Below are 18,783 nucleotides of genomic sequence, written 5' to 3'. Positions count from 1 at the left end.
TCGTGTATCTGATGATTTCGAAGTACCTCGTGCCGATCGAGCAGGTCGACGAGGTGCGGGACGCGCATCTGGCCTATCTGGACGAACTCGAGGCTCGCAACCTCGTCGTCACGGCCGGCCGTCAGATTCCGGCCAACGGCGGCGTCGTGCTGCTCAACGTCGACGACGAGGCGCGCGCCCAAGAGTTGATCTCGCAGGACCCGTACGTGTTGAGGGGCGTCGCCGAATACTCGGCCACCGGCTGGCTGCCGACCCGCGGCGCGCTGAAGGACTACCCGAAGCCTTAGGGCTCGATGTCGTCGCCCGTGAGCAGCCCGCGCAGGGTGAGCTCACGGGCCACCTCGGGCGGGCACTCGTCGACGATCACCGCGGTGCCCACGTACCGGTCGGCGAAGAGTGTGCGCAGAGCCCGGGCCTGAGCGCCGGTGGCTGCCCAGTCGTCAACAATGAGCACCCGATCGCCGGCCTTCACCAGCTCCCGCCGTACGCCCAAATGCTGGTTCTCGCCGCGATGGTCGGCGGGCACCTCGGCCCAGATCATGGGTTCCGCGATCGGGCGCCGCGCCCCGGCCCGATAGGCCTCGACGAAGCCCACCCCGAGCGCCCGGGCGACCAGGGGGCCGACCAGAAAACCGGTGACCTCGGGTGAGACGACGACCGTGGGCCGATCGGCGCGGAACAATTCGGCCAGCCCGTCGCCGAGCCCGGCCAGAATCGCCGGGTCGCGCCACCAACCGGAGCGATCGCTCACCAGATAGCCGCTTCCGTCGCCGGGATCGGTCCAGCGGAACGCGGCCCGCAATTGGTCACGCAGATCGCTTGTCACGCGGACATCCTGTCACTGCCCGACCGTCCCGTTCGGCCGCCCGGTCAGAACCCGCTCAGACTAGGGGTCAAGTTAGTGCGGTCGGTCGCCTCGATCGTGCATGCTGTGTCGCGTAGCCATGCCTGACCTGCCGCCGGGCCGACGCCCGCTGAGCCCTGGATCCCGCGCCGGACTCGGCGCGGCTGTTGTGCTGCTCGCAATCGTGTCCGCCGTGGAACTCTCCGACGGCAGAAAAGCCGACTTCGTGGGCCTGCTGGCGGCCGTCCCGTTCCTGGCCGCCGTCTTCGCGTTCTGGCCGGCCGTGCTGGCCGCCGGGGTGCTAGCCGCGATCGTGGGCATGGTCTTCGTGGGCATGGCCGGGCCGCTGACCGTTTCCGGCGGGGTGAATATCGTCGGCATCCTGCTCGCCACCGGCATCGCCATCGCGGTGGCCATGCTGCGGGAACGCCAGGCCGACAAGATCGCCGAGTTGCAGCGGCTGGCCGCGGTGGCTCAGCAGGCGGTGCTGCGGCCGCTCGGCCCGCAGGTGGGCGCGCTCGCGGTCGCTGGGCGCTACATCTCGGCGACGGCCGCGGCCGACATCGGGGGCGACCTCTACGAGGCGCTCGACACCCCGTACGGCGTGCGGATCATCATCGGCGACGTCCGGGGCAAGGGTCTGGACGCGGTGCGACTGGCCAGCATCGTCCTCGGCTCGTACCGGCATGTGGCGTACGAGCGGGCCGACCTCAAGTCGATGGTGACCGACCTCGACCGGGCCGTAGCCCGCAGCGTCGGCGACGAGGATTTCGTCACCGCCGCCCTGGTCGAAGAGCGAGGCGGCACGCTGACGATCGTCAACTGTGGACATCCGGCGCCGCTGCTGCTGCGGCGGGGCAAGGTCATCCCGCTCGAGCCCCCGTCGCCGGCGCCGCCGCTCGGTTTCATGCCCGAGGTCAAGCCCCGCGTCGAGCGGCTCGAACCCGGCGACCGGCTGCTGCTGTTCACCGACGGTCTGGGTGAGGCGCGGCGCGACGGCGAGTTCTTCCCGACCGCCGACCGGGCGTGGCGGCTGCTCGGCCACGGCACGGTCGGCGACGGTCTCGCCTCCCTCGAGACGGCCCTGGTGGACTGGGTCCACGGCCGCCTGGAGGACGACATCGCGCTGGTGCTGCTGGAGTACGCCGGCCCGGACGACGGCGCGACGGTGCCGATGCCGAGCTGGGAAGTGGGCGCCGCCGGAAGTTAGGCGGCGGGCTGAGCTTCGGCGTCGCCCGAGGCTTCGCTGGGGGTCGGCGAGACCGGTACGGGCACGGGTTCAGGACGGCGGTGACGCCCGATGTAGTGGCGTGGCTGATCCGCCTGGCGGGGCTCCGGAATGAGGCTCTTGAGCGTGGCGAACATGGCGCGCCCCCTTGGCGGCTCGTCGAAGCAGAAAAGCTTCGTGTCTATCCGGAGCAACGAGCCGCGCCGCGCACCGATACGACAGGTGCGCATGGGAGTACCTAAATAGCCGAACGGACATCCTGCTGGCCACCCGATCGGAGGGGTTTGATGTTCGAACCGACGGACCGACCCCCACCGGAGGGTGGTTGGTCACGAAACTGCTCGCGGGTTGTCCGGTCCTACCGATCAGTAATACAGTGGCTGTTACTGACGGGTAACTGAAAAACCGGCGGCGTTCGGAGAGCGGGGCCAAGCACCATGACTCACTACAAGAGCAACCTTCGGGACCTCCAGTTCAATCTGTTCGAGGTCTTCGGGGCTGACCAGGCGTTCGGCCAGGCGCCCTACGACGAGATCGACGCCGACACCGCGCGCGACGTGCTGACCGAGGTCAACCGCCTCGCCACCGAGGATCTGGCCGCCAGCTACGTCGAGGCCGACCGCAACCCGCCGGTCTTCGACCCGGCCACGCACACCGCTCCGCTGCCGGAGTCGTTCAAGAAGTCGTTCGAGCAGTGGATGGCCTCCGAGTTCTGGCGGCTCGATCTGCCCGGCAGCCTCGGCGGCACGCTCGCCCCGCGCGCCTTCTGGTGGGGTCTGGCCGAGAACGTGCTCGGCGCCAACGCCCCCGTCTGGATGTACTCGTCCGGCCCCTCGTTCGCGTCGGTCGTCGACGCCGAGGGCACCGAGGAGCAGAAGAAGTGGGCCAAGCTCTTCGTCGAGAAGCTGTGGGGCTCCACCATGGTGCTGACCGAACCCGACGCGGGTTCGGACGTCGGCGCCGGCCGGGCCCGGGCGATCCCGCAGCCCGACGGCTCGTGGCACATCGAGGGCGTCAAGCGCTTCATCACCTCGGGTGAGCACGACCTGACCGACAACATCATCCACTACGTGCTGGCCCGCCCGGTCGGCGTCGAGGGCGTCGGCGGCCCGGGCACCAAGGGCCTGTCGCTGTTCATCGTGCCGAAGTACCACTTCGACGCCGAGACCGGCGAGCTGGGCGAGCGCAACGGCGTCTACGCGACCAACGTCGAGCACAAGATGGGCCTCAAGGTCTCGAACACCTGCGAGCTGACCTTCGGCGAGCACGGCACCCCGGCCAAGGGCTGGCTGCTCGGTGAGAAGCACCAGGGCATCCGGCAGATGTTCATGATCATCGAGTACGCCCGGATGATGGTCGGCACCAAGGCCATCGCCACCCTGTCCACGGGTTACCTGAACGCCCTGGAGTACGCCAAGAACCGCGTCCAGGGCGCCGACCTCGTGCAGAACGACGACAAGGCCGCCCCGCGCGTCACGATCACGCACCACCCCGACGTACGCCGGTCGCTGATGCTCCAGAAGTCGTACTCGGAGGCCCTGCGCGCCCTGGTGATCTACACGGCCACCTGGCAGGACAAGGTCGCCATCGCGCAGGCGGCGGGTGACGTCGAGGCCGCCAAGCAGGCCAGCAAGGTCAACGACCTGCTGCTCCCGCTGGTCAAAGGCGTGGGCTCGGAGCGGGCGTACGAGTTGCTGGGTCACGAGGCGCTGCAGACGTTCGGCGGCTCCGGCTTCCTGCAGGACTACCCGCTCGAGCAGTACGTGCGGGACGCCAAGATCGACACCCTGTACGAGGGCACCACCGCGATCCAGAGCCTCGACCTGATCTTCCGCAAGATCGTGAAGGATCAGGGCGTCGCGCTGGCCACGCTGGCCTCCGAGATGCAGGCCTTCGTCGAGAGCGAGGCCGGCAACGGTCAGCTCAAGCTGGAGCGGCTCGGCCTGGGCAAGGCGCTCGGCGAGATGCAGCAGATCCTCGGCGCGACCATGGGCTGGCTGGGCTCGGTGCAGGGCGGGGAGACCCGCGAGCTCTACAAGGTGGGCCTGAACTCGCGGCGCATCCTGCTCGCCCTGGGCGACGTGGTGCTCGCGTGGCTGCTGCTGCGTCAGGCCGAGGTGGCCCTCAAGGCGCTGGGCGGCGACGTCTCGGCGGCCGACAAGAACTTCTACGAGGGCAAGGTGGCGGCCGCGCGGTTCTTCGTGCGCGAGGTGCTGCCGCGGGTCGGCTCCGACCGCCGGATCATCGAGAGCGCGACCCTGGACATCATGGACATTTCCGAGGACGTCTTCTGACGTAGCCCCCCACAGAAAAGCCGGCGGATGCCCCCATCCGCCGGCTTTTCTTTTCCGCTCTAGCCGCGGGCCGTGTGCCGCTCGATCAGCCGCATCGACCGCGGCTCGAACGACGACCACGGGCCGTCGAAGCGGTGGACGGCGAGCCCGGCCGTCTTGAGCACCACCTCTTCGCCGTCCCACTGGTCGTCCGGGATGAGCATCAGCGACACCTCGGACACCCACGGGTTGTGGCCGACCACGAGCACCGTACGGACCGTGTCGGACACCTTGCGTACGAGATCGAAGACCTCGGTGACACCGCCGTGGTAGAGCCCGTCCTCGTAGCGGACCTCGGGTGTGCCGCCGCCGGGCTGAGCCTGGGCCAGCGCGATCGAAACGCCCTGCCACGTCTGGCGGGTGCGGGCCGCCGACGAACAGAGCACCAGGGCCGGATGCAGCCGCTCGTCGGCCAGCCAGGCGCCTGCCGCGTCGGCATCGGTCTCGCCGGTCTCGGTGAGTTTCCGGTCGAAATCGGAGAGTCCGTCCGGCCTCTCGGCCTTGGCGTGGCGCAGCAGAACGAGCGTCCTTGGGGTCATGTGCCCAGCTTGCCTGATTGAGTTTTCGGGCGCGTGGGTAAACCCGGTTCAGACGCATTGACCACGGTGAGGATCAAGGAGGCCCGCGATGGGCATCGGCGGAAGCATCTTCCTGCTGGCGTTGGGCGCCATCCTGGCGTTCGCCGTCAACGCTGACATCAGCGGGATCGATGTCAACATCATCGGCTGGATCTTGATGGCGGCCGGCCTGATCGGCCTCGTCATCACCCTCTGGTTCTGGAACAGCCGCCGTCGCACCGTCGTGACGCGGCAGACCGCCACGCCGGTTGCCGGTGACGGTGTCTACCCGCAGCAGCAGGTGCGCAGCGAGTACCGCGAGACCCGCCGCGACGACGCCCCGCCGCCCCCGCCCCCGGGCTACTGATCCACCCGAACTCGTGACGCCGGCAAGCCGCTCATCCCCCTGGCGGCTGCCGGCGTCGCGCCGTTTTAGCCCTGGACGGCGGCCAGCTCGGCCTTGATCGACGTGGCGAGCGGCGTGGCCGGGCGGCCGAGCAGCTTCTCCAGGTCTTCGCGGGAGACGAAGAGCGCACCCTGCGACGCGGCCCGGTCGACGTCGGCCAGGATCGCCGCGAAGGCCTCGGGCAGGCCCACGCCGACCAGCATCTCGCGGAACTTCTCCTCGCCGAGGTCGGTGTAGGTGACCGGCTTTCCGGACTGCCGGGCGATCTCGGCCGCGAGCTCGGTCAGCGTGAACGCCTCACCGCCCAGCTCGTACACCTTGCCCTCGTGACCGTCGGTGGTGAGCACGGCCGCGGCGGCTTCGGCGTAGTCGGCCCGCGGGGAGCCGCTGATCTTGCCGTCGCCGGCCGCGCCGAACAGCCCGTGCGCGAGGGCCTGTTCGACGCTGTAGTTCTCGACGTACCAGTTGTTGCGCAGGAAGACGTACGGCAGGCCGGTGTCCTTGATCCACTGCTCGGTGGTCTTGTGCTCGGCGGCCAGCTTCATGTCGGTCGTGTCGGCCTTGGGCGCGCTGGTGTAGACGATCAGGCCCACGTTGGCCGCCTGGGCCGCGTCGACCACGTTGCGGTGCTGGGCGAGGCGGTTGCCGGCCTCGCTGCCCGAGATGAACAGGAGCTTGTCGGCGCCCTCGAACGCGGCCCGCAGCGCCTCGGGATCCTCGTACGCGACCTGCTTGACCGTGACGCCGAGGTCGGCGATCTTGTCGACCTGACGGCCGAGACCGACGATCTCGCTCGCGGGTACGCCCTTGGCGAGCAGCGACTGGATGGTGAGCCGCCCGAGGTGCCCGGTGGCGCCCGTGATGACGATGGTCATGCTGTCCTCCTGGAAGGTTGTTCTGACAACGATGGCTAACGCCGCAGGTCAGACATCACTTCCCGATGGATAGAAGGCACCTTGAAGTGCAGTACTCACCCGAGAGATAGTAATGAGGTGGAAGCCAGTGCGTACGCGAAAAACTGCCCCAGCCGGCAGATCCTCGACCGGATCGGCGACACCTGGAGCGTCCTCGTCGTCATGATGCTCGCCGACGGCCCGCAGCGGTACACGGCGCTGTCCCGGCGGATCGAGGGGGTGAGCCCCAAGATGCTCACCCAGACGCTGCGCGGTCTCGAGCGGGACGGGCTGATCGGCCGCACGGTGCACGCCGAGGTGCCGCCCCGGGTCGACTACGAGCTCACCGAACTCGGGCGCAGCCTGCTCGTGCTCGTCGGCGCCCTCGAGAACTGGGCCGAGACCCATATCGAGGACGTGCAGGCGGCTCGCGCGGCCTATGACAACCCCGGCGTGCGAGTGAGCGCCTAAGCGGCGTACAGGGCGAAGTAGATGGCGATGTGGTGGCAGATGGCCGCCACCAGGGTACAGGCGTGGAAGAACTCGTGGTGGCCGAAGACCTCGGGCCACGGGTTCGGGCGGCGCAGGGCGTAGAAGACCGCGCCCACGCTGTAGATGACGCCACCCACGGCCAGCAGCACCAGGCAGGTGACGCCGCCGACGCGCAGCACCTCGGGCAGGATGGCGACCGCGCCCCAGCCCAGCGCCAGATAGAGCGGCGCCCCGGCCCAGCGGGGCAGGTGCGGCCAGATTGTCTTGAGCGCCACCCCGCCGAGCGCGCCACCCCAGATCAGGCTGAGCATCAACGTCGCCTTGCCCGCCGGCAGCAGCTCGATGCAGAACGGGGTGTACGTGCCGGCGATGAAGATGAAGATCATCGAGTGGTCGGCCCGGCGCATGATCTGGTAGCCGCGTTCGCTCCAGACCCGCCGGTGGTAGAGCGCGCTGATGCCGAACAGCCCGCACACGGTGAAGCTGTAGATCAGCGTGCTCAGAAAGGGCTCAATACCCGGCCGGCTGAGGGCGATCGAGCACAGCACGATGCCGCAGACCAGCGCGACGAAGAACGCGTACTGATGCAACCGGCCACGCAGCCTCGGCTTGCCGAGGTCGGCCGGTTTCATCCGGAACGGGGCGGAGGTCGTCACGGCTCCAGGTTACGGTATCGTAAGTTACCCGTAGGTAGTGAATTCGTTCACTGGCACGATGGTGCTCATGAGAGTACGACGCGTCGGAGCCTCGGCCCTGCTGATCGAGTGTCGCGGCGGTGAACAGGTCGAAGCCTGGCGGCGCGAGCTGTGGCGGCGGCGCGAGGCCGGTGAGCTGCAGGTCGCGGAGATCGTTCCCGGCGCGCACACGATCTTGCTCGATGGCGTTGATCCCGGCCTTGTCCAGGAGCTGGTGACGTGGCCGCCGCCGGACTCCATTTCCCGAGATCAGGGGCCGTTGGTCGAGGTGCCGACCGTGTTCGACGGCGAGGACCTGGCCGACGTCGCGCGGATCTGGAACGTGTCGGGACCGGAAGCGATCGACCTTCTGGCGGGCACGGAATTCACCGTCGCGTTCTGCGGGTTCGCGCCCGGTTTCGCCTATATGCGGGGGCTTGGCGAAAAGTTCGGAGTGCCGCGGCTCGACACTCCCCGGCCGCGGGTGCCGACCGGTTCGGTCGGGCTGGCCGGTGAGTATTGCGGCATCTATCCCACTGCTTCGCCCGGTGGCTGGCGGCTGGTCGGGCGTACTGCGAAGACCCTTTTCGACGTACGCGAGGAGCCACCAGCCTTGCTCGGGCCGGGCACGCGCGTGCGCCTGGTGCCGGCGTGATCACGGTCGTGCGGGCCGGCCCGCTGACCACGATCCAAGATCAAGGGCGTCCCGGGTACGCCCATCTGGGCGTGCCTCGCTCGGGAGCACTCGATCAACGGGCCCTGCGGCGGGCGAACGCCCTGGTCGGCAACCCACCGTCGGCGGCCGCACTCGAGACGACGCTGCTGGGGTGCGCGCTGCGCTTCGATGAGCCGGCGCGGGTGGCGGTCGCCGGTGCTCAGGCCGTCGTCAAGCTCGACAAAGTTCCGGTCGAAGCCGAGGTGATCGAGGTGCCGGCCGGCTCGGTGCTCGACGTGGGGCGGGCCATTCACGGCGTGCGGTCCTATGTGGCCGTCGACGGCGGGCTGGACGTCGAGCCGGTGCTCGGCAGTCGCTCGACCGACACGCTTTCCGGGTTGGGGCCGCCCAAGCTGGTGAACGGCACGACGTTGGCCGTCGGTTTTCTGCAGTCGCCTCTTGGTGCGGCCGACAAATCGGATATCTCGGGCCAGCTTGAGCTGGGCGTGTGGCTCGGCCCGCGGGACGACTGGTTCTCGGGGCGGGAGTTGTTCGATACCGCGTACGAGGTCACCCCGATGAGCAACCGGGTCGGGTGCCGCCTGAAGGGCGCGCCGCTGACTCGCGCTCGCCACGGTGAGATGGCGTCCGAGGGGGTCGTGCTGGGGGCGATCCAGGTGCCGGCGGACGGGCAGCCGCTGATCTTCCTGGCCGACCACCCGACCACCGGCGGCTACCCGGTCGTCGGGGTGGTGGACGACGTGACCCCGCTCGCGCAGGCGCGGCCGGGGAGTACGGTGCGGTTCCGTGAGCTCCATTGATCTGAACGCCGACCTCGGCGAGGGCTTCGGCCGCTGGTCGCTGGGCGACGACGACGCCCTGCTCGGCATCGTGACCTCGGCCAACGTGGCGTGCGGGTTCCACGCCGGCGATCCGTCCACGATGCACCGGATCTGCGGGGTGGCGGTCGAGCGGTCCGTCGCCGTCGGGGCGCAGGTCGGCTATCGCGACCTGGCCGGTTTCGGGCGCCGGCGGATCGACTACGACCTGGATGAGCTGCGCGACGACGTTCTGTACCAGATCGGGGCCTTGGAGGGGTTCTGCCGGGTGGCCGGCGGGCGGGTGCGTTACGTGAAGCCGCACGGCGCGCTCTACAACACCGCCGCCGTCGACGAGGGCCAGGCCAATGCGGTGGTGGCCGCCGTCGTCGCCTATGACCGGGAGCTGCCGGTGCTGTGCCAGCCGGGATCGGTGCTGGCGCGGCTCGCGACCTCGGCCGGTCTGACGGTGATCGGTGAGGGCTTCGCTGATCGGGGCTACCGCGCGGACGGGACGCTCATGCCGCGCTCGCTGCCGGATGCCGTGCTGCACGAGCCGGACGAGGTGGTGGCTCGGGCCGTCCGCATGGCAGTCGAGCAGGTCGTCGAAACCCCGGACGGCGAACGTGTACCGACGCCGGTGGCCTCGATCTGCGTGCACGGCGACACCTCGGGCGCGGTGAATCTAGCCGCGAAAGTCCGAGCCGGGCTGACGGCCGCTGGCTTGTCGGTCGAGCCGTTCAGCTCTTAGCCGCTGTTCTGGCGAATCGGCGGGCGAGGTGCCCGAAGGCGTCGGTCAGTTCGGCGGGCCCGACGACCTCGATGTCGGCGTCGTAGCGGGCGATGGCGGCGGCGAGGGCAGGCCATGACCATGATTCGAGGGTGAGCCGGCAGCGGCCGGGGCCGGCCTCCTCGATGATGCCGTCACGGGTGTAGAGGGCCACGGTGGCGGCGGGCAGGTCGAGGATCACGGTGCCCTGGCAGGGCCAGTTCCCATCTTCGGAACCCCGGAACTTCCCGATCACGTAGGTCGCGACGTCACCGCCGGGCAACTCGCGGGGGGTGAAGCGCGGACCGTTGGGTGTCCGCAAAGACATGCGGTCGGCTCGAAAAGTACGCCAGTCGGCGCGGTCGAGATCCCAGGCGATCAGGTACCACCGGCCGTCCCAGGTGATGACGTGGTGGGGCTCGGCCCGGCGCGGGGCCCGGTCGGCGTCCTCGTCGCCGTAGTCGAAGCGCAGCACCTCGCGGGCGCGGACGGCGGCGCTGATGGCCAGGAGCACGTCACCGTCGACGGGTGCGGCGGGCCGGGTCGCGGGTCGCTCGACCGCGGTGACCCGCAGGGCCTCGACACGGTTCCGCAGCCGGGCCGGCAGGACCTGCCGGATGGTGGTCAGCGCTCGCGCGGCCGCCTCGGCCAGGGCGTCGCCGGTGGAGGTGGCGGCGACCTGCAGGGCGATGGTCAGAGCGACAGCCTGTTCGTCGTCGAACAACAGCGGCGGCAACTCGGTGCCCGCGCTGAGCCGGTAGCCGCCGTCCGGGCCCTTGATCGCGGCGATCGGGTAGCCGAGCTCCCGCAGCCGATCGACGTCGCGGCGCACGGTGCGCAGGCTGATGTCGAGGCGGTCGGCCAGCAGCGTGCCGGGCCAGTCCCGGCGAGCTTGCAGCAAGGACAGCAGAGCCAGGAGCCGGGCGGAAGTTTTCGGCATGACTTTGATTCTGCCCGGAGTAGGTGCCACAACCTGGCACCTATGGCTGCGAATCTTGGCTCACAACCCAGCGACAAGGAGTCATCACCATGGCGATCACCACCAACACCCACCTGAACTTCCGCGGCGACGCCCGCCAGGCTCTGGAGTTCTACCAGTCCGTGTTCGGCGGCCACCTCACCGCCGTCGCCTACAGCGACTTCGGCCTGCCCAAGGAGCTGCCCGACGCGGACAAGATCGTCTTCGGCCAGGTGAGCGCCGACAACGGCTTCACCATCCTGGCGTACGACATCCCCAGCCACGCCGTGGCCACCGCCCCGCTCACCGCCACGACCCGCGAGAACGGCCTGACGCTGACCGGCGAGCGGTTCTTCGTCGCCATCGGTGGCGACACCGCCGACGAGGTCAGCGCGCTGTGGGACAAGCTGGCCGACGGCGCCGAGATCGTCGAGAAGTTCGGCCCGTCCCCGTTCAGCCCCGGCTTCGGGATGCTCACCGACCGCTTCGGTGTCACCTGGATCCTGCAGGTCAACACCGCCCACGCCGGCTGATCCGCCTTCCGGAGGAACACAACGTGCGCACTAGACCCCTGGGCCGTACCGGAATCCAGGTCAGTCCCTACTGCCTGGGCACCATGATGTTCGGGCCCAACGGCAACCCCGACCCGGACGATTGCGTCAGGATCATCCACCGGGCCCTCGACGCGGGCATCAACTTCATCGACACGGCCGACGTCTACGGCGGTGACGGTGAAACCGAACGCATCGTCGGCCGAGCGCTGCGTGGCCGGCGCGACGACGTCGTGCTGGCCACCAAGTTCAACGGCGCCATGGGCCCGGGCCCGAACCAGCGCGGCAGCTCACGGCGGTACGTCGTCACCGCGGTGGAGGCGTCGCTGCAGCGGCTGGGAGTCGATCACATCGACCTCTACCAGGTTCACCATCCCGATCCCGGCACCGACATCGAAGAGACCCTAGGCGCGCTCACCGATCTGATCCGGGCGGGCAAGGTACGCGCGATCGGTCACTCGAGTCTGCCCGCGGCGGAGATCGTCGAGGCTCAGTGGGTGGCCGAACGGCGTGGCCTGGCCCGCTTCCGCACCGAGCAACCGCCGTACTCGATCCTCAACCGCGGTATCGAACGCGACGTCCTGCCGGTCTGCGAGCGCTACGGGCTAAGCACCCTGGTCTGGAGCCCGCTGGCCATGGGCCTGCTCACCGGCCGCTACCGCAAAGGCGGCCCGGAACAGCCGTCCAACGCCCGCATGCATTGGGTGCCCAAGCACATGACCGACGAGAACAAGCTCGACGCCGTCGAACAGCTCGTCCCGGTCGCCGAAGCCGCCGGTCTGTCACTGACCCACCTGGCCCTGGCCTTCGTGATCAGTCATCCGGCGGTCACCTTGGCCATCATCGGGCCGCGCACCATGGCCCACCTCGACGACCTGCTCGCCGGCGCCGGCACCACGCTGGGCGACGACGTCCTGGACGAGATCGACGACGTCGTGCCGCCCGGCGTGGACCTGAGCCCGCTCGACGTTTCCTACGTGCAGCCCGCCCTCGCGCAGTCCGGGCTGCGCCGGCGCGCGATGGACGACCGTGCGGCGGCCTAGGCGCCCTCGTCCATGCCGCGCAGGATCAGCGGCAGGCGGGTGGGGCCGTCGGGAGTGACGACGATGGGGACACCCCAGTCCTGACGGGTCAGGTGGCAGGCGGCGAACTCCACGTCGACGTCGCAGGTGGCGGCCTGAGCGACCACCTGCAGGATGCCCTCGGAGACGTCGGGGTTGATCACCAAGGCCCGGGAGAGGTCGGTGGTCTGGCCGGCGCCCTCGAGGAGGAGTTCGGGCGGGGAAGCCGACACTTCCAGGCGGGTGGACGGGCCGAACTGGTTGTCCAGCTTCTGGCCGGGGGCGGGAGTGAAAACGATGTCCAGGGTGAGCGGGCCGGGGGCCACCGGGCTGGCCGGGCGCTCGGTGCGGTGCCGTTCTCCAGTGACAGTGCGGACCGCGCCGGGGGCCAGGCGGGTCAGGCGGTGGGCACCCGATTCGACAACGAGCACTTCGCCCGTACGCGTAACAAGCACGTCACTCGGCTCGGCGAAACCGGAGTCGACCGTGGACACGTCGTCGGTCTGCGGGTCGAAGCGGCGGACAGCGCCGTTGTACGTGTCGGCGACCAGCACCGAGCCGTCAGCAAGCGCGGCCACGCCGAGCGGGTGTTGGAAAAGCGCCTCTTTGGCGGGGCCGTCGACGTGGCCGAAGTCGAACAGGCCCTGGCCGACGGCGGTGTGCAGCACGCCCGCCTCGATGTAGCGCAGCGCCGACGTCTCGCTGTCGGCGATCCACAGCCGGTCGCCGCCGACGGAAAGGCCGGACGGCTGGGCCATCCACACGTCGGGAATCGGGCCGTCGCGCAGGCTCTCGACCGTCGTGCCGGCGTAGACGCCGACCGTGCGCTTGATCGGGTCGAACCACCAGAGCTGGTGGATGCCGGCCATCGCGATGATCACGCGGTCGTCGTACCAGGCCACGTCCCACGGCGAGCTGAGGTCGGTGGCCAGGGCGTCGTGCGCGTGCTCGTCGACGGCCGAGCGCCACGGGCGGCCCGAGCCGGCGATCAGGGTGATCTCGCCGTCGGCCAGGCGGAGGCCACGCAGCTGATGATTGACCGTGTCGGCCACCACTACGTCGTACCCGGAAACCGCGGCCACCTCGGACGGCAGCAGAAGCAGGCCCTGCGGTTCGCTGAACGGGTCGCCGCGCTCGCCGCTGCCGAACCGGCGGACCAGCGTCTCGCCATCGGCCTCGACCTCGACGATCGAGTGCCGGGCGGTGTCGCTGACCAGCAGGTGGCCGTCGGGCAGCTCGATCGCCTTGCCCGGGAAGCGGAAGACCGTTTCGGCGGCGGGCGGGGGCACGTACGGGCCGTCACCGCGGTGCAGGGTGCCGTCGGCCGTGTGCTTGGCGATCAGCTCGTCGACCAGCCGGGACAGGCCCTCGGCGTGCCCCTCGCCAGCCATCGAGGCGACCAGGTAGCCGGTCGGGTCGATCACAGCCAGGGTGGGCCAGGCCTTGGCCGCGTACTGCTGCCAGAGGTGCATGTCGGCGTCGTCGACCACCGGGTGATGAACGCCGTACCGCTCGACCGCCGCGGCCAGGGCGGCATGGTCGCGCTCGTGCTGGAACTTGGGCGAATGCACGCCGATCAGCACGACCGCGTCGCCGTACTTCTGCTCGAGCGGGCGCAACTCGTCCAGGACGTGCAGGCAGTTGATGCAGCCGTAGGTCCAGAAGTCCAGGATGACAATCTTGCCGCGCAGGTCGGCCAGGGTCAGATCCTTGCCGCCGGTGTTGAGCCAGCCACGGCCCCGCAGTTCGGGCGCCCGCACACGTGCAGTCATCGCACCATCGTGCCGTACCGGTTGCCCCGGCACGGCACGAAGGTGGTCAGGATGACAGCGTCAGCCCTGCGGCTTGAGGCAGAGCACCTGGTTCTTGCCGTCCGAGGTCTTGTTGACCACGTACGGCTGCTGCGGGTCGGCGCACTCGGCCTTGTCGGCCACAATGGACACCACCTGGAACGACGTGGCGTCCGAGCACTCGGCCTTGACCGCGGCCTCGCCGTCCCGCTTCACGCACTCGCCCTGAATGACCGACAGCGACTGGTCCTTGCCGCCGGCCACCAGGTAGACGATGCCGAACACGATGCCCAGAATCAGGCCGGCCGCGACCACCACCGCGATCAGGATCGGCAGCAGGCGGACGTGCGGCGTCTCCGGCTTGGCCGGGGCGGGCTCGGCCTCGGGCTTGAAGCTGTCGAACCGGCCCTGGTCGGCCTCGACCCCGGGCCAGCTCGTGGTGTCCTCCGGCGTCGGGGGTGTCACCGTGGCCCGGCTGGTCGACCCCGGGAAACCGTTGTCCGGGGGAGGGCCGAATCCGCCGGATCGCGGCTGGGTGGCCGGGTCGAGGCCGTTGAGGCCCGGGGGCATCGGCGGCAGCGCGGGCGCCGGCACGTAGGACTGCTGCTCGCGGCCCGCGATGTCGGTGGTCAGCTCGCTGTAGGGCTCGCCGGGGCGAGGGCCGGGCGCGCCGGGACGGTCGGAGTAGGGCGAGCCGGGCGGCGCGGGCTCGGGCGCGGTGCCGGGCAGGGCCGGGGCGGACATGCCGGTCGGCGGGTTGCCGGGACCGCTCGTCGGGGCGACGCGGGCGCTGGCCGAGGCGCGGGCGGTGGCACGCGCCGGAGACTGCGGCGCGATGCCGGGCGCACCGGGCTCGCTGCCGGGTCCGTTCGGGTCGTTCGCCGTTCCCGGGTACGCCGTGGAGCCACCCGGGTAGGCCGGGGCGCCACCCGGGTAGGCCGGGGCGCCTCCCTGGTACGCCGCGGAGCCTTCGCGGGCGCCTGCCTGGTACGCCGCGGAGCCTTCGGGGGCGCCTGCCTGGTACGCCGGGGAGCCTTCGACGGCGCCTGCCTGGTACGCCGGTGAGCCGAAGCCGCCGGCGGCCGGCGCGGGCCGGTCGTCGCCCGGCCGCGGCCCGAACGGGGAGTCGGCGCCGAACGCCCCGAAACCCTGGTCGGCGTCGCGCGACGGCTCGGCCGGGGCCTCGTCGTCAGCATCGTCGGAGGGGGCCGGCGCCGGGCGGCCGTAGACCCGGGCCTGCGGCGCGGAGGTCGCGGGCGGGATCTCGGACGCCTCGACCGGCGCGGTGCGGCTGGCCGTGGGCACCGAGGCGCTGGCCGCCACCGGCCGGGCCGAACCGGTGGCCGGCGGGTTCTCGGCGGGGTCACGCGGCGCGGGCACGTTGCGCGAGTCGGCCGCCGCGGGCGAGCCGAGGGCGCCGAGCGCGGCGCCGGGCACCCGCTGCGGGTAGCCGCCCGGCTTGTCGTCGGACTGCCCGTCCTGCTCGTTGCGCGGACCGAACGGGCTCTCCCCGGACGACTGGCCGAAGGGGTTGTCACCGCTCCGCGTGCCGAAGGGGTTGTCACCGGACGGCTGGCCGAAGCCGTTGTCGCTGTTCCGCGTGCCGAACGGGTTGTCGCCGGACGGCTGGCCGAAGCCGTTGTCGCTGTTCCGCGAGCCGAACGGGTTGTCGCCGGACGGGTTGTCGGCGCCGGACTGGTCGTCGCCACCGGGTCCGAACGGCGAGGCGCCCCGGCCGGCGCCGAAGGCCGCGCCGGGCTCGCGCCGCACACCGAACGGCGAGGACGACTGCTCGCCGAACGGCGACTCGGCGTCGTCGTCCGGCGGGGCCGGGCGGGCCGAACCGTAGGTCGGCGCGGCGGCGCGGGAGTCGCCCTGGTCAGCCCCGAAGTCACCCTCGGGCCGGCCGTACGGCCCCGAGGGGCGAGCCGAGCCGAAGGCGGGACCGCCGCTGCCGGGCGTAGCCGACTCGGAGCCGTTGCCGGCCGAGCCGAGGTTGTCGTCGCCCGAGCCGAAGGGTCCGCCGGGGCGGGCGGAGCCGAAGGCCGGGCCGCCGCTGCCGGGTGCGGCCGAGTCGGAGCCGCCGTCGGCCGAGCCGAACGGGGAGCCGGAGCGGGCCGAGCCGAAGTTGTTGTCGTCCGAGCCGAAGGGTCCGCCGGCGCGGGCGGAGCCGAAGGCCGGGCTGCCGCTGCCGGGCTGGGCCGAGCCGGACTCGCTGGAGTCGTTCCCCGACCGGCCGTACGCGCCCGACGGGCGGGCCGAGCCGAAAGCGGGGCCGCCGCCCGGCGTGCTCGAGTTCTCGTCCGGCTGGCCGAACGGGCGCGCGGAGCCGAAAGCCGGCCCGCCGCTGCCGGTTGCGGACTGGTCGTTCCCGCCCTCGGGCTGACCGTACGGCGAGGAGGGCCGAGCCGAGCCGTAGGCGGGAGCCTCGCCGTCGGAGCCGGGCCGGGCCGAGCCGAAGCCGTTCTCGCCCGGACCGGACGGCTGGGCCGAGCCGTCCTCGGACTGGCCGTAGGGCGGCCGGGCCGAGCCGAAGTCGTTGTCGGCCGAGCCGAACGGCCCTGACGGGCGGGCGGAGCCGAAGGCCGGCCCGCCGCTGCCGGGGGTGGCCGGGCCGGAGCCGTTCTCGGACTGACCGTAGGGCGGTCGAGCGGAGCCGAAGTTGTTGTCGGCCGAGCCGAAGGGTCCGCCGGGGCGCGCGGAGCCGAAAGCCGGACCCCCGCTGCCGGGCGTGGCCGGGCCGGAGCCGTTCTCGGACTGGCCATAGGGCGGCCGGGCCGAGCCGAAGTCGTTGTCGGCCGAGCCGAACGACCCCGACGGGCGCGCGGAGCCGAAGGCCGGGCCGCCGCTGCCGGGCGTGGCCGGACCCGAGCCGTTCTCGGACTGGCCGTAGACCGGGCGCGCGGAACCGTACGAGCCGGAGTTGTCCTCGGACTGGCTGCCCTGGCGCGCGGAACCGTACGAGCCGGAGTTGTCCTCGGACTGGCTGCCCTGGCGCGCGGAACCGTAGGAGCCCGAGCTGTCGTCGGACTGGCCGGCTGGGCGGGCGGAGCCGTATGCGCCGGCGTTGTCGTCGGACTGGCCGGCCGGGCGGGCCGAACCGTAGGCCGGGGCCTCACTGTCAGAGCCAGGCCGCGCGGAGCCGAAGGCGGGACCGCCGCTGCCGGGCACAGCCGGGGCCGAGCCGTTCTCGGGCTGGCCGTAGGGCGGACGGGCGGAGCCGAACGCAGCCGGCGGGCCGGACTGCTGGTCGGCGGGTGCGCCCGAGCCCGAGGTGCGGCCGAACGGGTCGGGCAGGCCGCCGCGCTCGGGCTCGCCGCCGCGGGACGGCTCGTTGGCCGGTGCGGGAGCGCCCTCGGGGGACGAGCCACGGCCGAACGGGTCGGCGAAGGGCTCGGGACGACCGTACGGGTGGGGGGCCTGCTCGGCGGCCGCGGCCGGCGGGCCGAATGCGCTGAAGCCGTTCGACGTGGCCGGCGGCACCTGGGCCGCGCCGGTGGGCGGGGCGAACGGGGCCTGCTGGCTGCGCACCGGCAGTTCGCCGGACGGCGTCGTGGCGGCGGGCGGGAACGAATCGCCCTCGCTGCCGGGGGTGCCGCGCAGCGGGAAGCCGCCGCTGTCACCGCGGCGGGTGGGGAAGGCCGAGCCGCCACCACCGGCGCCGGCCGCGCCCCGCAGCGGGAAGCCGCCGCTGTCGCCGGAGCGGGCGGGCGGCGGGGGCGCGTCGGGCAGGCCGGTGAGGGTGGCGCCGGGGACGCGTACGCGCTGGGCGCCGAACGCCGACACACCCGGCGGGCGGCCGGTGGCCGGGTCGACCGACTCGCCGGATTCGGGCGCGGACGCCTCAGGTGCCGGCCCGCGCGAGGCCGCCGCGAAGCCGTCGAAGCCCTCGACCCCGTCGACGTTCACCGGGTTGGCGTTGCGCTGCGGCAGCGGGGCGCCGGGACGCTGGATGAAGTTCTGTTCGAGCGGGGCCCGGGCCGGGGGCGCGGGCGGCGGCCCCCAGACGGACTGCGGCTGCTCGCCGGAGGCCGCGGGGGCCTCGGACGGCGGAGCGCCGAAGACGGGCGACGGGCCGAACGGCGACCCGGAAGCGCCCTCGCCGTGGTGGCCGGCGTCGCCGGGGGAGACCGATCCGTACGGGGAAGCGGCGCCACGCTGCGGCAGCCCACCACCCTCGGGGTTGCGCTGGGGCAGGGCGTTGCCTTCCTCGGGGGCGGGCACGCGGGCCGACCCGTACGACGTGCCGGCGGCCGGGCGCGGGCCGTCGGGGCCCTGGCCGAACGTGGGCACGGCGGGAACCACGAACGGCGAGCCGCCGTTCGGTGTGGCTGGTGGCGGCGGGCCGTAAGAGCTGGGGAAACCGTCAGCCGGCGGCTGGGCGGAGGCCCGCCCCGAGATCCGCTGACCGTCGGTGTCCGGCGGGAAACCCTCCGGCGTCGGACCGCCCGACGTGGCCTCGGCCGGTTGAGAACCGGCGTAGTGCCCCTCGGACGTCATGAGCGCCTCCTCGATTCGTGCGGCCGTGCCAGCTCTGCACGGACGCCGGTGACCCGGCGTCGTGCCCAGCTCTGAGGCCAGGCCGTGCGGGGTCCGCTCGCGGTCGGAGCCCCGGTCCCGCGCCGACCGGCCGAGCCGGCTCGATGACCGTGCCCCACCGTACCGGGCGATCGCGGCCGGAGGAATCCCGGCGTACGCCCCGGAGGGGAACCTCGAAGCGATCTTTGAGGATGCCGCGAAAAGCAAACGGCCCG

Annotated in this window: 17 protein-coding genes; 10 read left to right on the top strand and 7 right to left on the bottom strand. The window is 71.6% G+C overall.

Annotated elements, in window-relative coordinates; genetic code table 11:
• Positions 1-11: 11 nt before the first annotated feature.
• Positions 12-287, top strand: coding sequence for a YciI family protein (locus OWR29_RS38270; protein ID WP_267568526.1), 276 nt, complete (start codon positions 12-14; stop codon positions 285-287).
• Here OWR29_RS38270 and OWR29_RS38265 read toward each other — a convergent pair.
• Complete coding sequence (locus OWR29_RS38265; protein WP_267568399.1) at positions 284-826, bottom strand: phosphoribosyltransferase family protein; 543 nt, start codon at positions 824-826, stop codon at positions 284-286. The genes OWR29_RS38270 and OWR29_RS38265 overlap by 4 nt on opposite strands.
• A gap of 100 nt (positions 827-926) precedes the next feature.
• Between OWR29_RS38265 and OWR29_RS38260 the strand changes: the two genes are divergently transcribed.
• A complete protein-coding gene (locus OWR29_RS38260) occupies positions 927-2,054 on the top strand; it encodes a PP2C family protein-serine/threonine phosphatase (RefSeq protein ID WP_267568398.1) in 1,128 nt (375 codons plus the stop codon).
• Between the two features lie 455 nt (positions 2,055-2,509).
• Positions 2,510-4,366 carry an acyl-CoA dehydrogenase gene (locus OWR29_RS38255; RefSeq protein ID WP_267568397.1) on the top strand — a complete coding sequence of 619 codons (1,857 nt, stop codon included), beginning with the start codon at positions 2,510-2,512 and terminating at the stop codon, positions 4,364-4,366.
• A gap of 59 nt (positions 4,367-4,425) precedes the next feature.
• Here OWR29_RS38255 and OWR29_RS38250 read toward each other — a convergent pair whose 3' ends face one another.
• Positions 4,426-4,944 carry a SixA phosphatase family protein gene (locus OWR29_RS38250; RefSeq protein ID WP_267568396.1) on the bottom strand — a complete coding sequence of 173 codons (519 nt, stop codon included), beginning with the start codon at positions 4,942-4,944 and terminating at the stop codon, positions 4,426-4,428.
• An 88-nt stretch (positions 4,945-5,032) separates the two neighbouring features.
• Between OWR29_RS38250 and OWR29_RS38245 the strand changes: the two genes are divergently transcribed.
• Positions 5,033-5,329, top strand: a complete 297-nt coding sequence (locus tag OWR29_RS38245) for a DUF6458 family protein (RefSeq protein WP_267568395.1) — start codon at positions 5,033-5,035, stop codon at positions 5,327-5,329.
• Between the two features lie 65 nt (positions 5,330-5,394).
• Here OWR29_RS38245 and OWR29_RS38240 read toward each other — a convergent pair whose 3' ends face one another.
• Positions 5,395-6,243, bottom strand: coding sequence for an SDR family oxidoreductase (locus tag OWR29_RS38240; RefSeq protein WP_267568394.1), 849 nt, complete (start codon positions 6,241-6,243; stop codon positions 5,395-5,397).
• Positions 6,244-6,360: 117 nt separating this feature from the next.
• Between OWR29_RS38240 and OWR29_RS38235 the strand changes: the two genes are divergently transcribed.
• Positions 6,361-6,732 (top strand): winged helix-turn-helix transcriptional regulator, encoded by a 372-nt coding sequence (locus OWR29_RS38235; RefSeq protein ID WP_267568393.1) that lies wholly within the window; start codon positions 6,361-6,363, stop codon positions 6,730-6,732.
• Here the strand turns inward: OWR29_RS38235 and trhA are convergent.
• Positions 6,729-7,409, bottom strand: a complete 681-nt coding sequence (trhA, locus tag OWR29_RS38230) for a PAQR family membrane homeostasis protein TrhA (protein WP_267568392.1) — start codon at positions 7,407-7,409, stop codon at positions 6,729-6,731. The two genes, OWR29_RS38235 and trhA, sit on opposite strands and share 4 nt — an antisense overlap.
• Positions 7,410-7,476: 67 nt before the next feature.
• On the opposite strand from trhA, the gene OWR29_RS38225 reads away from it, so the two are divergent.
• Genes OWR29_RS38225 through OWR29_RS38215 form a run of 3 tightly spaced genes read left to right on the top strand, consistent with a single transcriptional unit; the run spans position 7,477 to position 9,651 of the window.
• Positions 7,477-8,082, top strand: a complete 606-nt coding sequence (locus tag OWR29_RS38225; RefSeq protein WP_267568391.1) for a 5-oxoprolinase subunit B family protein — start codon at positions 7,477-7,479, stop codon at positions 8,080-8,082.
• Positions 8,079-8,903, top strand: coding sequence for a 5-oxoprolinase subunit C family protein (locus OWR29_RS38220; RefSeq protein ID WP_267568390.1), 825 nt, complete (start codon positions 8,079-8,081; stop codon positions 8,901-8,903). Before OWR29_RS38225 ends, OWR29_RS38220 begins: the two co-directional genes overlap by 4 nt.
• Positions 8,899-9,651, top strand: a complete 753-nt coding sequence (locus OWR29_RS38215; RefSeq protein WP_267568524.1) for a LamB/YcsF family protein — start codon at positions 8,899-8,901, stop codon at positions 9,649-9,651. Before OWR29_RS38220 ends, OWR29_RS38215 begins: the two co-directional genes overlap by 5 nt.
• Here OWR29_RS38215 and OWR29_RS38210 read toward each other — a convergent pair.
• Positions 9,641-10,609 carry a helix-turn-helix transcriptional regulator gene (locus tag OWR29_RS38210; protein ID WP_267568389.1) on the bottom strand — a complete coding sequence of 323 codons (969 nt, stop codon included), beginning with the start codon at positions 10,607-10,609 and terminating at the stop codon, positions 9,641-9,643. The two genes, OWR29_RS38215 and OWR29_RS38210, sit on opposite strands and share 11 nt — an antisense overlap.
• 89 nt (positions 10,610-10,698) lie before the next feature.
• On the opposite strand from OWR29_RS38210, the gene OWR29_RS38205 reads away from it, so the two are divergent.
• A complete protein-coding gene (locus tag OWR29_RS38205; protein WP_267568388.1) occupies positions 10,699-11,160 on the top strand; it encodes a VOC family protein in 462 nt (153 codons plus the stop codon).
• A gap of 23 nt (positions 11,161-11,183) precedes the next feature.
• Positions 11,184-12,221, top strand: a complete 1,038-nt coding sequence (locus OWR29_RS38200) for an aldo/keto reductase (RefSeq protein ID WP_267568387.1) — start codon at positions 11,184-11,186, stop codon at positions 12,219-12,221.
• Here the strand turns inward: OWR29_RS38200 and OWR29_RS38195 are convergent.
• Together OWR29_RS38195 and OWR29_RS38190 are read right to left on the bottom strand one after the other, a co-directional pair.
• Positions 12,218-14,011 carry an NHL domain-containing thioredoxin family protein gene (locus tag OWR29_RS38195; protein ID WP_267568386.1) on the bottom strand — a complete coding sequence of 598 codons (1,794 nt, stop codon included), beginning with the start codon at positions 14,009-14,011 and terminating at the stop codon, positions 12,218-12,220. The genes OWR29_RS38200 and OWR29_RS38195 overlap by 4 nt on opposite strands.
• Positions 14,012-14,071: 60 nt before the next feature.
• The gene (locus OWR29_RS38190; RefSeq protein WP_267568385.1) at positions 14,072-18,529 is read right to left on the bottom strand and encodes an LppU/SCO3897 family protein; all 4,458 of its coding nucleotides are present in this window, start codon (positions 18,527-18,529) and stop codon (positions 14,072-14,074) included.
• Between the last annotated feature and the right edge of the window lie 254 nt (positions 18,530-18,783).

Source organism: Paractinoplanes pyxinae (genome assembly GCF_026626335.1).
Taxonomy (GTDB): domain Bacteria; phylum Actinomycetota; class Actinomycetes; order Mycobacteriales; family Micromonosporaceae; genus Actinoplanes; species Actinoplanes pyxinae.
This window is presented reverse-complemented; position numbering and strand designations above follow the sequence as displayed.

Coding starts and splice junctions, on each gene's coding strand:
- OWR29_RS38190 (WP_267568385.1), bottom strand. CDS start 18,529: ATGACGTCCGAGGGGCACTACGCCGGTTCTCAACCGGCCGAGGCCACG.
- OWR29_RS38260 (WP_267568398.1), top strand. CDS start 927: ATGCTGTGTCGCGTAGCCATGCCTGACCTGCCGCCGGGCCGACGCCCG.
- OWR29_RS38270 (WP_267568526.1), top strand. CDS start 12: ATGATTTCGAAGTACCTCGTGCCGATCGAGCAGGTCGACGAGGTGCGG.
- OWR29_RS38250 (WP_267568396.1), bottom strand. CDS start 4,944: ATGACCCCAAGGACGCTCGTTCTGCTGCGCCACGCCAAGGCCGAGAGG.
- OWR29_RS38205 (WP_267568388.1), top strand. CDS start 10,699: ATGGCGATCACCACCAACACCCACCTGAACTTCCGCGGCGACGCCCGC.
- OWR29_RS38195 (WP_267568386.1), bottom strand. CDS start 14,011: ATGACTGCACGTGTGCGGGCGCCCGAACTGCGGGGCCGTGGCTGGCTC.
- OWR29_RS38210 (WP_267568389.1), bottom strand. CDS start 10,609: ATGCCGAAAACTTCCGCCCGGCTCCTGGCTCTGCTGTCCTTGCTGCAA.
- OWR29_RS38245 (WP_267568395.1), top strand. CDS start 5,033: ATGGGCATCGGCGGAAGCATCTTCCTGCTGGCGTTGGGCGCCATCCTG.
- OWR29_RS38255 (WP_267568397.1), top strand. CDS start 2,510: ATGACTCACTACAAGAGCAACCTTCGGGACCTCCAGTTCAATCTGTTC.
- OWR29_RS38225 (WP_267568391.1), top strand. CDS start 7,477: ATGAGAGTACGACGCGTCGGAGCCTCGGCCCTGCTGATCGAGTGTCGC.
- OWR29_RS38240 (WP_267568394.1), bottom strand. CDS start 6,243: ATGACCATCGTCATCACGGGCGCCACCGGGCACCTCGGGCGGCTCACC.